At 53.9% G+C, this 13,461-nt stretch carries 16 protein-coding genes and 1 pseudogene; 9 read left to right on the forward strand and 8 right to left on the reverse strand.

Annotation, left to right across the window (positions count from 1 at the left end):
- Positions 1 to 103 precede the first annotated feature (103 nt).
- Together DIC66_RS22425 and DIC66_RS22430 are read right to left on the reverse strand one after the other, a co-directional pair.
- Positions 104 to 721 (reverse strand): retropepsin-like aspartic protease family protein, encoded by a 618-nt coding sequence (locus DIC66_RS22425; protein WP_117180410.1) that lies wholly within the window; start codon positions 719 to 721, stop codon positions 104 to 106.
- 18 nt (positions 722 to 739) lie between these two features.
- The gene (locus DIC66_RS22430) at positions 740 to 2,065 is read right to left on the reverse strand and encodes a replication initiation protein (RefSeq protein ID WP_117180411.1); all 1,326 of its coding nucleotides are present in this window, start codon (positions 2,063 to 2,065) and stop codon (positions 740 to 742) included.
- A 524-nt stretch (positions 2,066 to 2,589) separates the two neighbouring features.
- On the opposite strand from DIC66_RS22430, the gene DIC66_RS22435 reads away from it, so the two are divergent.
- Both DIC66_RS22435 and DIC66_RS22440 read left to right on the forward strand, forming a co-directional pair.
- A complete protein-coding gene (locus DIC66_RS22435; protein ID WP_117180412.1) occupies positions 2,590 to 3,780 on the forward strand; it encodes an AAA family ATPase in 1,191 nt (396 codons plus the stop codon).
- On the forward strand, positions 3,770 to 4,738 hold the full coding sequence (locus tag DIC66_RS22440) for a ParB/RepB/Spo0J family partition protein (RefSeq protein ID WP_158558986.1): 969 nt from the start codon (positions 3,770 to 3,772) through the stop codon (positions 4,736 to 4,738). Before DIC66_RS22435 ends, DIC66_RS22440 begins: the two co-directional genes overlap by 11 nt.
- 196 nt (positions 4,739 to 4,934) lie before the next feature.
- Here the strand turns inward: DIC66_RS22440 and DIC66_RS23535 are convergent, their stop codons facing one another.
- Positions 4,935 to 5,543, reverse strand: coding sequence for a PEP-CTERM sorting domain-containing protein (locus DIC66_RS23535; protein ID WP_233506081.1), 609 nt, complete (start codon positions 5,541 to 5,543; stop codon positions 4,935 to 4,937).
- Between the two features lie 447 nt (positions 5,544 to 5,990).
- On the opposite strand from DIC66_RS23535, the gene DIC66_RS22450 reads away from it, so the two are divergent.
- The 6 genes from DIC66_RS22450 to DIC66_RS22480 all read left to right on the forward strand — a co-directional run bounded on the left by DIC66_RS22450 (position 5,991) and on the right by DIC66_RS22480 (position 11,056).
- Positions 5,991 to 6,647, forward strand: a complete 657-nt coding sequence (locus tag DIC66_RS22450; RefSeq protein WP_117180414.1) for a DUF3991 and toprim domain-containing protein — start codon at positions 5,991 to 5,993, stop codon at positions 6,645 to 6,647.
- Between the two features lie 468 nt (positions 6,648 to 7,115).
- The gene (locus tag DIC66_RS22460; RefSeq protein WP_117180416.1) at positions 7,116 to 9,194 is read left to right on the forward strand and encodes a phage integrase family protein; all 2,079 of its coding nucleotides are present in this window, start codon (positions 7,116 to 7,118) and stop codon (positions 9,192 to 9,194) included.
- 54 nt (positions 9,195 to 9,248) lie between these two features.
- Positions 9,249 to 9,740 (forward strand): type II RES/Xre toxin-antitoxin system antitoxin, encoded by a 492-nt coding sequence (gene parS / locus DIC66_RS22465; RefSeq protein WP_233506082.1) that lies wholly within the window; start codon positions 9,249 to 9,251, stop codon positions 9,738 to 9,740.
- Positions 9,740 to 10,213, forward strand: coding sequence for an RES family NAD+ phosphorylase (locus tag DIC66_RS22470; RefSeq protein WP_117180418.1), 474 nt, complete (start codon positions 9,740 to 9,742; stop codon positions 10,211 to 10,213). The genes parS and DIC66_RS22470 overlap by 1 nt, the downstream gene beginning before the upstream one ends.
- Before the next feature lie 142 nt (positions 10,214 to 10,355).
- Positions 10,356 to 10,652: a type II toxin-antitoxin system MqsR family toxin gene (locus DIC66_RS22475; protein ID WP_117180419.1), complete on the forward strand. Its 297-nt coding sequence runs from the start codon at positions 10,356 to 10,358 to the stop codon at positions 10,650 to 10,652.
- A gap of 2 nt (positions 10,653 to 10,654) precedes the next feature.
- Entirely contained in the window at positions 10,655 to 11,056 is a 402-nt protein-coding gene (locus DIC66_RS22480; protein ID WP_117180420.1) for a type II toxin-antitoxin system MqsA family antitoxin, read from the forward strand.
- Positions 11,057 to 11,159: 103 nt separating this feature from the next.
- Here the strand turns inward: DIC66_RS22480 and DIC66_RS22485 are convergent, their stop codons facing one another.
- The 5 genes from DIC66_RS22485 to DIC66_RS22505 form a co-directional block, all read right to left on the reverse strand.
- Entirely contained in the window at positions 11,160 to 11,453 is a 294-nt protein-coding gene (locus DIC66_RS22485) for a type II toxin-antitoxin system RelE/ParE family toxin (protein ID WP_199534825.1), read from the reverse strand.
- A 3-nt stretch (positions 11,454 to 11,456) separates the two neighbouring features.
- Positions 11,457 to 11,675 carry a TA system antitoxin ParD family protein gene (locus DIC66_RS22490; RefSeq protein WP_117180421.1) on the reverse strand — a complete coding sequence of 73 codons (219 nt, stop codon included), beginning with the start codon at positions 11,673 to 11,675 and terminating at the stop codon, positions 11,457 to 11,459.
- 227 nt (positions 11,676 to 11,902) lie between these two features.
- Positions 11,903 to 12,307 (reverse strand): hypothetical protein, encoded by a 405-nt coding sequence (locus DIC66_RS22495; protein ID WP_117180422.1) that lies wholly within the window; start codon positions 12,305 to 12,307, stop codon positions 11,903 to 11,905.
- Between the two features lie 9 nt (positions 12,308 to 12,316).
- Complete coding sequence (locus tag DIC66_RS22500) at positions 12,317 to 12,577, reverse strand: SWIB/MDM2 domain-containing protein (protein WP_117180423.1); 261 nt, start codon at positions 12,575 to 12,577, stop codon at positions 12,317 to 12,319.
- Positions 12,578 to 12,646: 69 nt separating this feature from the next.
- The gene (locus DIC66_RS22505) at positions 12,647 to 12,958 is read right to left on the reverse strand and encodes a hypothetical protein (RefSeq protein ID WP_117180424.1); all 312 of its coding nucleotides are present in this window, start codon (positions 12,956 to 12,958) and stop codon (positions 12,647 to 12,649) included.
- A 135-nt stretch (positions 12,959 to 13,093) separates the two neighbouring features.
- On the opposite strand from DIC66_RS22505, the pseudogene DIC66_RS22510 reads away from it, so the two are divergent.
- A pseudogene (locus tag DIC66_RS22510) lies at positions 13,094 to 13,336 on the forward strand (Sir2 family NAD-dependent protein deacetylase); the annotation flags it as partial.
- Positions 13,337 to 13,461 lie beyond the last annotated feature (125 nt).

The raw sequence follows: 13,461 nt of genomic DNA on the forward strand, positions 1-13,461 counted from the left end.
AATGGATGTGGTCCTACAATCACGACCGCCCAAATATGGCCCTGGGCGGTTTCACCCCAAAGCAGCATCTGGCCATGGCTGCATAACTGTTCTACTTTTAGGTTCAGTGGAAATCGGTGGGATTACCCCGTGTCCGCAGCACCATCTTGTCCTTTTCCATGCTCACGTCGAATTTTGACAAGAATGATTGTCCCAGCAGTGATTCAGCCTCATCGTTTTCCATATTCAGACCGATGCCAATTGAGATGGGTTGAGAATCGCCACCGATGGATACAGGTACGCGGTCTGCCAACCTGCCGGGAACATTCCCATTGGCTGTATGGAATGTGATGGGTATTCCGAGATGGATATTGGCCTTTCGCGCGAAGGACTCGCTAACAGTGACAAGGCTAGCTCCGGTATCAACCATGAAAGTCGTGCTCACTCCATTGACGGCGCCCTTCACGTAGAAGTGCCCGTCTGTTGATCGGGGAATGCTCATCACTCCGGCCTGGATGATTTGTGCGGGCTTGACCTGCTGATAGTGCTTCATGCCCCAGTACAGCAGGCCCATCACAGCCGTCCAGAAGATGATCATTCCGATCAAGCTAGTTTGGCCGCGCTTTCGATTCATCCGAGTGGGTGCAGTCGCCTGGGTGTAGCCGGCAAACTTCGCGCGAGTCTTTTCTAGCTCGCGCTCTTTCATTAGTTCGCGGTACCAATCACGGTCTTGCATTCCCATGGGTGTTTAGTGCTCGATTTAGAACAGAGCGGCCTGCTCGACACGTTCTACATTTGGCAGAGGGTCTGCAGCGCTCCATTCTGTTCCCCGTGTGCGTTTCCAATAGAACCTTGCAAGCTCACCCATGATCAACGCTGATTCCCATTTACCATCTTCCAGTCTCTTCATGACGGCAGCGGACATTTGGCGTTCGATGAAGTTTTTCTTCAGCTCTACAAGCAGTTGTGACATGGCTATTGGATCTAAGCCTTCGAGTTCCGTGCGAACCACCGCAAGCTTTTCGCTCTCATTTTTTCGAAGGTTAGCCTGTGCTTCTAGTCCTGGATCTGGCTTCTTCACAACAGGTAACTCTATGTGGTCAGGCTGGTATTCAACTGGCACGGGCTTGTCAATTGACTTCCCAGTTAGCAATTTCTTGAGATACGCATGCCTTGAAAGGATTGGTGTTCCACCCATTGCTAACCTCGCTTCAAGACGCTCAATGCCCTTTGCAAAGGCTAATTCCCCATGGCGAATGAACAAGTCTTCAGCGATCTCAGCATCAATACCAAGCTGAATAGCACGAGCAACTTTGCTCATATCGATCGCTTTTATTTCTTTGGTGATAGCTTCTGACTTGATACGAACTTCGAATTGCAAAAACTCAATTGAGCGGCCAACCTTGTATTCGTGAACCGTTACGGTCAACTCGCTCACTTCGTTGACCTCTTCAACTGCAGGCTTGATAGTGTCTCTATTGAAGAATCGAAACTCGGTCTTGATTTTGTCGGGCACTGGTTTGCCTGTCAGTACTGGTAGCCACCAGTGCCAGTGCTGTTTGCTCGTCAGATGCGAGGGGTTGTCTTTGTAGCGAGCGCAAATTTCGTATAGGGCGAGGCCCGCATGCGAACGAAACTGGGCAATCGTTGAACGTCTGATTTGTGCGTACCGTAACGGGTAAAGCATTTCTTGTCGCAGAGCTGGAGGGTAGGCCCAGTAGATCCAGTTCTCGCCGTTCTTCTTCTTCAGATTTACTTGTGAAAGCAGACCACAAGCGCCCCACTCTTCAGTCTCACCTGGAGATGGAGATTGCCACTCCACAACGTGGGTAACCATGGACAAAAGATGCTTTTTGAGCTCTTTGACTGAGCCAGTAGAGCCGTCATATCCCCGGATCACCGAATTGAGAGGTGCACCAAACATTCCGGATGCCTGGTCCTCAACTCCTTGCTCCCTTGCTACGAACATCATCAGTGTGTAGGCCTGGCGCCCCACCCGAGTGATAGTGCCAGTCTTAGGAACCATAGCCAGTGCTGATACCGGTTTGTCGATTCTGTCTGGCCCGATGATCTCTAAGCTTTGCATCCCTTCATTATGTGTGAGATTGGTCTATTCACGTCAAGAATCTTTTTCCATGATCACTTCCGTCTGTTTTGGGCCATAGTTTTTCTCACACTTGTGAAGTCTCGCGCCTAAACGCCCCGTGGTTTGTCTCACACTGCGGCGTCCGACACCCTTAGTTGTATGTGAAATCTTCAAAAATTGTTGCTTCTAATAGCGGTTTGCGGCACTAGGGTCTCACGAATTGCAATTAAATTCATCAGCGCACTGGTACCGGGGTTTCCCTCACACATTAGATGCTTACTCTCACACATCCCGGGGTTTAGCTCACAATTCACCTGGTTTGTCTCACACAAAGTGAGCTAAGTCGTTGTTTCAATTGAAGAAAAATTTGCCAAAGGTATTAAACCTTCTAAAGGCTTTAAAAAAGAGAAGGAGAGAGGCTGTGGATAACTATCCAATTCAAGCAGTCCGAACTTCCAAAGTCATCCCAAAAGACGCACAATTGACGTAACCCCAAATTTTTGGCGTCTAGTAGGAATAAATACATGTCAATCAAAAAGAAGCCGGATACACGCGTATCGCTTGAAGATCTCATAGCTGCATCCAGTCGAGTTGGTGCAGTCATCGAAAGTGTGAGAGGAACAATGCTTGCTCCGGATGCAAGGAAAAGGCCTCCAACTTTCAGTACCAATCAAGTCGCTGCGATTTGCGGTCTTGAGAAGGCACAGATGGATTATCGAGTGAAGAAGGCCGATTTACCAGTTGGGGAAATGGAAAGCGGCCATCGTCGAAAGTTCAGCTTGGCAGACACACGTACCTGGGCTCAAACCACTCGCAGCAAGCATATGCGACCAGAGGGCGCCGAGGCCATCACGATCTCTGTAGCCAATTTCAAGGGAGGGGTGACCAAGACAACCACGGCAGTCACCTTAGCTCAAGGTCTAAGTCTTCGCGGCCACAAGGTCCTTGTCATCGATACGGACCCACAAGGATCCATGACTACCCTCTTCGGCCTGCTTCCCGACGTGGACGTTGCTGATGAACAAACGATTCTTGGCTTGTGCTACGGATCAGAGGTGTCAGTTGATTATGCTATTACTCCAACCTATTGGTCGGGCATCGACATCATTCCTGCGAACCTTGCGCTCTACTCGGCCGAATTCGCCCTGCCCTCACGACAAAAAACTGAAGGCTCCTTCGAGTTCTGGAATGTGCTGAACAACGGGATTGATGCTGCGCGCACAAAGTATGACGTGATCATCCTGGATACCTCCCCATCCCTTTCTTACCTGACTATCAACGCCCTCCTCGCTTCGGATGGCTTGATCATGCCTCTTCCACCCAGCACGCTGGACTTCACTTCAAGCGGACAATTCTGGAACCTGTTCAACGACCTCACTGCGAACTTGGTGACAAATCGTGGCAAGTCAAAGAGCTTTGATTTTGTAGATGTGCTGTTGGCTCGTGTCGATGCCAATGATGCATCGTCTAGTGTGGTGCGGGAGTGGATCACGGCGGCATATGCCGGTATGGTCTTGCCAGTAGAGATACCAAAGACGGCGTTGACAGCTAGTGCGAGCGCTGAGTTTGGAACGGTCTATGACACCGATCCGGCTAGCATCAACGCCCGAACTTACCGGCGCGCGTATGACGCCTATGAGCGCGTGGTCGAATTGGTCGAGGAACAAATCAACACGGCATGGAAACGTCAGACAGGAGAATCAAATGGCGCTTAAAGACAAACCGAAGGTCGACCTTAGCCACATCGGCTTGGCAACAGTGAATCGAGCCTCTGGCGCCAAGACAGCGATTGGCATGCATGCTGATGCGCTATTTCGGGATGAACAAGTCACCGCTGAAAACATAGAGCTCAAGCAAAAGCTAGCAGCTTTCGGTGACGCAAATCCGAGTCGCAAGTTGGATCCGAAGCTGATCAAACCAAGCAAGTGGGCGAACCGTAATGAGCTCTCTTATGACGGCGTAGAGTTTGCGGAACTGAAGCTTGAAATCGAATCTGCTGGTGGCAACATCCAGGCCATCAAGGTACGCCCTTCGAAGACGGTTGCAGGCGAATACGAGTTAGTATTTGGCCATCGCCGCCACCGGGCCTGCCTTGAGCTCGACATCCCCGTGCTGGCCGTGATTGAGGATCTGGTTGACTCGGAGTTGTTTTGTCAGATGGACCGGGAAAACCGTGCCCGTGCAGCACTCAGCCCCTGGGAGGCAGGTACGACCTATGCAAAGGCGTTGGACGAAGGCCTCTTTCCCTCAGCCCGCAAGCTGTCGGAAGCGGCGTCTATTGACCTGAGCCAATTGGGCAAAGCCCTGGCCCTTGCCCGATTGCCGGCAGATGTGATCAATGCCTTTTCCAATCCCTTGGAATTGCAGTACCGCTGGGCGCCATTGCTCACCCAGGCCATTCAAAAGGACCCGGACCTGATCCTGTCCCGTGCCAAAGAACTGTTGGCTGCGCCGGTCAAGCTCAAAGCCCCGCAGGTTCTGACCCGCCTACTGGAGGGGGGTGGAACGGTTCCACCCCCTGCTGCGAAGAAGGTCGTGGTCAAAGGCAAAGATGGTCAGTCAGCTGAAATAAAGCTGGATCCCTCGAAACGATCGGCTGTTATCAGCTTGGCCAACATCGATCCAAAACGATTCAGTGAAGTGGAGAAGGCAATCAAAGCATTGCTTTCCTAAGCAGTAAACAAGCTGCCATGTAGGGGAGTGGAACCGTTCCACCCCCCTATTTTTTTGTCTGAGTATTTTGTGAATGCCGTTTGAAGTTGCAGGGGGTGGAACGGTTCCACTACTCCCAACATGAGATTTATGAATAGAAAGTTCATAAAAAAGGGCCCCGTTGGAGGCCCTATCTCAATGCCAGCACGACCTGCCTTCAAGTAGTCTGTACCTTGCGGCGGCGCGCGATAGCTCCAATCAACCCTAATCCTGCCAGCAGCATGGCTAAGGTCTCAGGCTCGGGAACGGCCGCCAGGATGTCGCCACTGTGGACGGCAAGGGCGCTGTACTTGTTGCTGTTCGCAGCTGAAAACTGCTGGCCATCAATGGTTGAGAAAGCCCATGCTTGACCGCTCCTGGCAGAGTCAACGGTTCCAGACCAGTAGCCGGTGAATGTGAGAAACTGGAGGTCGCCAGCGTTCATGTGTTGAGGGGCTGTGCTTCCCAACTCGGTGTAAAAGAGGTGGCCCATCTCGCTTGTCGTGCAGTTGTAGCCTGCACAAACAACACTGTCGGTCGGCAGGCGCCAACCGGAAATCCCGTCAACTACCAGGCTGCTCGCCCAGGAAGATGCCTGGGCAAAAGTGCTCAATGAGCTCAGGCCGGCGTTGCTCAACCAGGTGACGTTGAGGTCCGCGTCGTACAGGCCATCGATTGTCCCATCGTTGTTGTAATCGCGGGCTTGCAGAGCAGCTTGGGCTGGGGTTAGGGAAAGGAATGCGGCCGTGGCGGCCAGCAGCGCCAAAAGGCGGCGTTTCGAATTCATGCTTTTAACTCCCAATTGCATTTATGTTTTTGCTGGCTTGATCGTATCGCACGGATGTGACGGGCTGTGGATGCTAAGCAGGGGGCGTCACAGGGCACCGCCAAGTGATTGTTTTGGTTCTGTGATGCAACAGCGACTCGGAGCAAATCAGATCGTTAGAAAGGCTCTCAACGTGATGTGACCAATCCTTGGGCGTTGAACTGAAAAGCGATCCAAATTTCAAAAAATTTCCGAATACCTTAAGGATCTAGCCCATACGGTTCGAACCGCCAACATCCAACCGACGGGGACAGCAGCTGCCGCTGCGGGCTCAATGGAAAGGAAGGCTGGGCAGGACAACCAGGGCAGAGGCCGGAAGATCTAGCGATCCCTGTTCGGCAGATCCTGCGAGGCTATGCACCTGATGCCAAGAAGCCGGCCGCCAGGAAGGTCACAGCGCAGGCAATCATGGCCCTGGCGCCTGTGACCGTTGACAAGGATCTGGAGGCCATCGCTGAGGCTGTCGTAAGCACCCCGCAGTACTCTGAATGTGGCCCTGGCTATCTGACGAAAGATCGCGGGATCTCGGCCGAGACACTTCGAGCGTTTCAAGTCCAAAAAGGGGAGTACGGCAACGCACTCTTTCCTCACTTGAACAAATTCAGCCAGTGGTGCGGCTACGAGGTGAAGAATCGTCCGCCCAAGGGAGAGACGCACTCGTTTACCGGTTTCTCCAAGGGCGGCGAAAAAGGCTTGTACTTCGCCTGGCAGGACCCGGAAGGGCAGGAACCGCGGCGTATCGTGATTACGGAGGCTGCCATCGACCTGATGAGCTACTACCAGCTTCACCACGCCACGCAGAAGGACACGATGTATGTCAGCACCGGGGGATCGGCGCTTTGTCCGGACCAGGAAGGTCAGCTGGTAACGCTACTGAAGGCCTTTCCCGATGCTAGCCTGGTCCTTGCAATGGACGCGGATCCAGCTGGCGACAGATTCGCTGCCAAAGTGGTCGGATTAGCACCTGTGGGCATGAAAATTGATCGACACACGCCGCCGCAGCACAAGGACTGGAATGATTACTTGTTGGCCAGTTTGGATGACAGGTCAATTGAGGCCGCTTGAATCCTGCGGAACGAAGTGAGAAGATGTGGGCATGAGCAACCGTTACCGCCTTCCAGACAAGGCAAAAGAGTGCCAGGCTGAGGAGCTCAAGCGCCGGTTTGCCCGGTCGTGGGGCGCTAGGGCAGGGCGGCGTCATGGCCGTGCCTGGCTGGTCTTTGTGTTGTGCGCGCTTGTCTGGCTCGTTGTACATTTCCTGCGGAAGTTTCAGGGCCTGCAATAGGTCCTGCCGGAACCTGACTAGGCTTCTAGGAAGCCCCTCCAGGCCCATTCCGGCCACGGATTTTTCTCTTCAAATGACGGACCGCGAGGTTTATTAAATCTGTTGTACGTCATGATTATCCCTATAATCACAACGAAATAAAAACCAATCTAAAAGAAGCTTTTCAACTTGAGTGACACCCAGGGGCCCATTTTCTCCTCTGAACGTCACACAAATCCGACCCTACGTGAACCAAGGACGCGCACCCCATGGAACAGCACAAGCAAGCCATCGAGGCCCTCCTCTTTCATAGCGTTCAGCCAAAGCGTAAGCCTGGCCGCCCAAAGGGTTCCATCGCAAAGGTCATGCAAGAGGCCAGGGCCCTGGGCGTTCACCACTTCGCCTTCGTGCGCTCCAGCATCCTCGGTCTCGATCTGGCCGAGAGCTTCAACCGCTACATGGCCTGGGCCGAGACCACCACCGATCTGCGCTATGTCCAGAATCGGCGTGATGGGCTACTGAAGCAAATCATTGAAGCGGGCAGGGCGCTGGATGCCACGCTGCCCACATCAGCCAAGATCACTCAGCTGCTGGATCTGCTGCGCAGCGATGCCAAAGTCAAACCAGCCGTTGAGCTTCCATCGCTTGAGGACTGGGCAGAAGCGGAGGGCATGGATCCGGACATGTGGTCAGAAGCTGATCTGCTGGATGAGTACAAGGCGCACTTCGGTTTGGACAATGCGGATGCGCAGGAAGCAGGCGCAGGTCTCAAAGATGTCGTCGGCGACCGGGTGAGGGCGCTCAACCACCTGGAGACGGTGCTATCTGTGATCCCGGCCGCCACGGACAGGCTGGAGAGTTGGTTTGCCAAGCCGGTGGTGAAGGTCATGCGCAATGTCGGCATCATCACCCTCGGCGACCTGGTGCGCTTCATCAATGTTTACGGCTACCGCTGGCACTCGCAGATCAAGGGCTTTGGTGTGCTGCGTGCCCAACAGGTTCTGCAATGGCTGATCCTTGAACAGGACCACCTGAACCTGGTGATCTCCGGCACGGTGAATGAGCCCAAGAGCAAACAGGAGTTGCGCGTGGCGGCGCTGGTCCCGGCTATCGGCGCTCCCCAAGGACTGGCACGGTTCGGTGCAGGCACGCTGGCTGCGAACGGCCTTGCTCGCATGCAGGCCACGCCCCATCTGGCCGGTGAGCGCGGCGACTTCCGTTCTCACATGGCCAACACACTGGGCGCCAAGAACGATCTGGAGGCGGTAGACATCTGGCTGGGTCGCTATGCCGAGAAGCCATCTACCCAAAGGTCCTACCGCAAGGAGGCTGAGCGGTATCTGCTGTGGTGCGCGCAGGAGTTGAGGAAGCCACTTTCAAGCGTGACCGCACCCGATGTGATGAAGTACCGAGCCTTCCTGCAGGCCGTGCCCAGCACGTGGATCCAGAAGGTTCCATTGAAGCGAACTGACCCGGCCTGGAGGGCATTCCGCACGCAGCCCAGCCCAGCCTCACAGAAGCAGGCGCTGGTGATCTTGCAGACCCTGTACGGTGGCCTGGTGGATGCTGGGTATCTCGTGGCCAACCCGTTCCGGTCCATCATGAAGTCGTTTGATCTGCCGGCCTCCAAAATGGACATCAAGCGCTCCTTCACGGAAGACGAGTGGCAGCACGTGCTGCACTGCCTGGATGCGCAGACCGCCGGGCCTGAGAACCTGAGGTTGAAATGCATTCTGGAGTTGCTGGTCACCTCCGGCATCCGCCTGGAGGAGCTGGCCAACGCCCGGCACAAGGACCTGCGACTGGAGTCCCTCCCGGACCTGCCCGAGACATGGATCTTGACGGTCACTGGCAAGCGCAACAAGACGCGCGAGGTGCCATTGAATCCCGATGTGGTCAGACTGCTTGGACTGCATGGCGGCGACTTCCTGGAAGATGACCTCGCACGTGAGGACCAAGCCGACCTGCCGCTCATTCGAACCTTGCATGCCTCGGTTGCGCAGTGGAGCAGAGGGCAGGGCGGTGAGCTGGTGGTTGGCGCCAAGAACGAATCAGGGGGCACTGCGCTGTCGGCCTCTGGCATTTATGCCGTGCTCAAGCGTTTTTTCCGCCAAGCAGCAAAGACGGCCGAGGTGGTGGGTCTGGATTCACGCCGGTTCGAAAAAGCATCAACGCACTGGATGCGCCATACCTTTGTGCGCCAGGCGCTGGTGGATGGCATGCCAATCGAGGTGGCCTCTGAGCTTGCAGGGCACGCGTCCATTGACACGACCTCGATCTACTCGACGCAGGAGCTGGCTCGCAAGATCAAGGCGGTGCAGGGGATGAAGCGGAGGGTCGTGGCATAAGTCGTTTGAACGCGTTGCTGGCTTTGACAAAAGAGACAAATTTGCATAAACTTTGTGCCAAATGGCATCAAACAAGGTTTATTTATGAACGCAGCTACATTGGCAAGCGAAAGTGTTTTGGGCTTGTCAGCCGCATCGGTATTGGGAGGCGAGCCTGTACTGCACACCTTCCCGCGTTCCGTTCTTGAGTGGATTGCTCTCGTACGCCATGGCATATCTGCAGGCGCCGTAGACTCTGCGGTGCGAGTAATGGGTATTGGCCAGTCCGAGTTAGCCAAAGCGCTTGACATCCCTGAGCGTACCCTGGCTCGTCGCAAGAAGGAGGGCCTATTGAGCCCAGATGAGTCCGGGAAGATGGTGCGCTTGGCCCAAGTGGTTGAGCGCGCGGTGTATGTGTTTGACGACGAACGTGCAGCATTGAGCTGGCTGAAAAGCCCAAACCCAGCGCTGGGAGGAAACATCCCGCTGTCACTTCTTGACACCGAACTAGGCTCAGGAGCCGTGTTAACTACATTGGGGCGCATTGAGCACGGTGTCTTTGCCTGATGGCGGCTGCTGTATCAGAGCGCACGGTGTGGCGAATCACAACACGCCGATTTGCAGACCAGGCTTTTTCTGGTGAAGGTGCAAGGCTGTATGGCGGACGATGGAATCAGGTGGGGCAGTCAGTAATCTATACGGCTGAGAGTCGATCGCTGGCACTGCTGGAGATGCTCGTGCAAGACGAGCCTTTGCGAGCCCACTATGTTTTGATACCAGCTAATTTATCTGAGGGTGTCAGCGTAGAAGCATTGGACTTGAACCAATTGCCAAAGGACTGGCGAACCCATGCAGGTCGCGAAGCTCTACAGGCTCTTGGTGGCGAATGGCTGCAGCAATCACGAAGCTGTGTGCTGGTCGTGCCCAGTGCAGTGATGCCTGCCGAGCTCAATTTTCTGATCAACCCATCGCACCCCGACATGAAACTGGTGTCCATTGGCAAGCCAGAAACACTGGACACAGATATGCGGCTGAGTTAAGTGCCTCCTATCGGCACGACATCGATCTACTCCACGCAGGAGCTGGCCAGGAAGATCAAGGCGGTGGCGGGGATGCGCAGAAGGGTTGCAAATGTGGACTAACCTACTTGCCAAGACATACCAAGTAGGTTAGAGTAATCGCATGGAGAAACGAACCCCGCATTGCAGGCTGATTGAGGTGAAAACCTTGGTGGAGACCGGCAAAGTGCGCGCGACAAATTCGGCTCGACTTGGAGCTTCCGCGCTGGGAATGGAACTAGCAGAGATGCTGGCGGTGCTGATGGCACTGACACCGAGCGATTTCTACAAGAGCATGACAACACATGCAGATAACAAGGTCTGGCAAGACGTGTACCGTCCGTCCACGGACGCAGGCGACGTGTATCTGAAGTTGACGGTCATTGATGACGTGCTAATTGTGTCTTTCAAGGAGCTATGAATATGAAATGCCCTGTTTGTGGCGCGGCGGAACTCATCCACGACACCCGCGATTTGCCCTACACCTACAAAGGTGAAACCACGACTATTCCCGCAGTGACCGCGGACTTTTGCCCTGCTTGCGATGAGTCCATCACGGATATGGTGGAGACAGAACGCGTGATGCGCGAAATGAATGCGTTCAATAAGCAGGTCAATGCCGCCATCGTTGACCCCGGATTCATCGTTGCAGTTCGCAAGAAGCTTGAGCTTGGACAGCGTGAAGCCGGCGAAATTTTCGGCGGCGGTATCAACGCCTTCTCTCGATACGAGAACGGCAAGACCAAACCGCCTCTGGCCTTAGTCAAGCTGCTCAAGGTGCTGGACCATCACCCTGACTTGCTCAACGAGGTTCGAGCGGCCTGAGCTGACCTGCCGCTCATTCGAACCTTGCATGCATCCGTTGCGCAGTGGAGCAGAGCGCAGGGCGGTGAGCTGGTGGTGGCGCCAAGAACTTTGCTGTATCGCGCTATTTCGCTCGTTTCAATTGAGCGTAAAAATTCTCATGCGGCCCCACCGCCATCAACAGAATCGTTGTTGGTTTCTTCTTGTTTGGGTGCAGTTCATACGCCAATAGAGTTTCCTGTCCGTTCATCTTGAACTTGTAGACAAAAACACCAACCAAGTCACCTCTTTTTTCTTCGCCTACTGATGGGTTTCCTTGGATGACTTTCACTGCATCATCCAAGACCTTCTTGTCTTTGGCGTGTAGCTTCTTGATGATCCGGTCAAACGACTTCGTTGAATTGAGAACCAGAGGCATCAGTCACCCAAAAACGTAGGGCACAACTTGGCCAGCCTTGGATTCTTCACGGGACAGCATCGTTTCCAGGATCAGTTGCAGTGGCATATCCGGGTTGTCTAGGACCGCCTTTCCAATACGAGCCCAGTATTCGATCTGCTTGGGTACTGACCGATGTTCGGCAGCAGCCACCGTCTTGGCGTCTTCCACCAGGGAATCAGAAAGTTTCATAGCAACAGCCATAGTTGAACCTCTTTAAATGGGTTGTATTTTATTGCGTCATGCAACCTTTTGCAACCTCACTGGGTCCGTTGACACGACATCGATCTATTCGACGCAGGAGCTGGCCAGGAAGATTAAGGCGGTGGCGGGGATGAAGCGAAGGATGGTGGGGTACCCTACAACCAAAAAGCCAGTAGGGGATACAACGATCCCCCACTATTGCTAAGAGGCCTCTATCAGTGTGTTGCTCACTCAGGCGGAAGTCCTAGCGATTTCACAAACTCTTTTGAATGCTTAATTTGTTTCTTGCATTCGGCGATCACTGCGGCTCGCGACTCGGTCTGTTCTTGGTATGAATAGGCAGCACTATTGACCTGCTCACGCAACCACACCTTGCGTGTGTGCACTTCGGGATACGTGTTCTTGACTAGTTTAGACAAGCGAACGTATCTGAACAATGAAGCTTCTGCATTGACTGCAATTAGGTCATGTCCAGATGATTCGTCGTATTTTGCGCAGACCCTGTGTAGGGCAATAACGTCCCATCCAAGTTCAGTCTTGGTTTCGATTTCCTGCATATTGGCAGCAGCATTGGCTACTCCGGAAAGAACGATTAAGGTCGAAAAGAAGGTGCTTTTGAATTTGAAAATCATTTGTTCACTCTACGACAGGTGCTTGCCTGCCAGACCGGTGAGCTCAAACATCGTGACCTCGTCCTTACCGAGTACAGCTTTCAGTTTCGCATCACACAGGATGTTGCGCTTGTTGGCTGGGTTTTGCAGGTTGTGGGCCTTGATGTATTCCCACAGCTTCTTGATGACTTCAGTACGGGGGAGTGGATCGGCGCCCACGACGGCGGCCAGTTGTGCGCTGGGCTTGAGGGCCTTCATGAAGGCTGATTCTTTTTTGGGTGCTGTTGTCATGTTGCTCTCCGCAATGTTTAGGGAGGGCGAAGTGTAGTCTCAGCACCGGTCCGTACTACAGAGTTACAACTAGCCCTTACCTGAGTTCACCTCTGCGGCAAGCTTGGCAAGTTCGTCGATGCCGCTTTCGGCCCAGCTCTTGAAAACGGTGATCTCCTTGCGCAGGGCATCAAGGGTTACCAGGTCATCGCCAGTTGCATCGCAACCATTCAGCAGCATGATCCAGTTGTTTGCCGTCTTGACGAAGCCTTCAAGAATGCTGCCGCGCCGGGTAAAGAAATGACTTCGCAGTTCCGGTGCCAACGGGATTTCCATGTCGGTAGCTTTGCGCCACATGTCCATGGCAACTTGGATGTTTTCAGGGTCGAGGTCAATCTTCATAGTGCAATGATAGCGACCCATAATGGGAGCCTGCATCGAGGGAAACTGGGATTGATACGAATGGACATCGCCCCCAACGCCTGGCCGCGCAACGCGGCTTCCAACGCAGCCAAACTGATTGCTGAGGCCGACGGCATCATCCTGACGGCCGGTGCTGGTATTGGTGTGGACTCAGGGTTGCCTGACTTTCGGGGCAACGAAGGTTTCTGGAAGGCGTATCCAGCATTGGCAAAGGCTGGTATTGGTTTCACCAGCATCGCATCACCTCGCTCGTTTCAACGCACGCCGCACTTGGCTTGGGGCTTCTATAGTCATCGTCTTGCGCTGTACCGGAGCATTGAGCCACACAAGGGTTTTGATGTGCTGCGCCACTGGGTGTTGATTCCAGCGTCAATCTGAGCCAGTTTGCAGTCGAATTTTGAGCCACACGGTTTAAAGGTATTTTTGGCTACTCGATTGTGGATAAGTCTACATCTGGAGCTTCCCCTTTCTGTATTTTTGCC

The sequence above is a fragment of the Rhodoferax lacus genome (genome assembly GCF_003415675.1).
In the GTDB taxonomy this organism is placed as follows: Bacteria; Pseudomonadota; Gammaproteobacteria; order Burkholderiales; family Burkholderiaceae_C; genus Allorhodoferax; species Allorhodoferax lacus.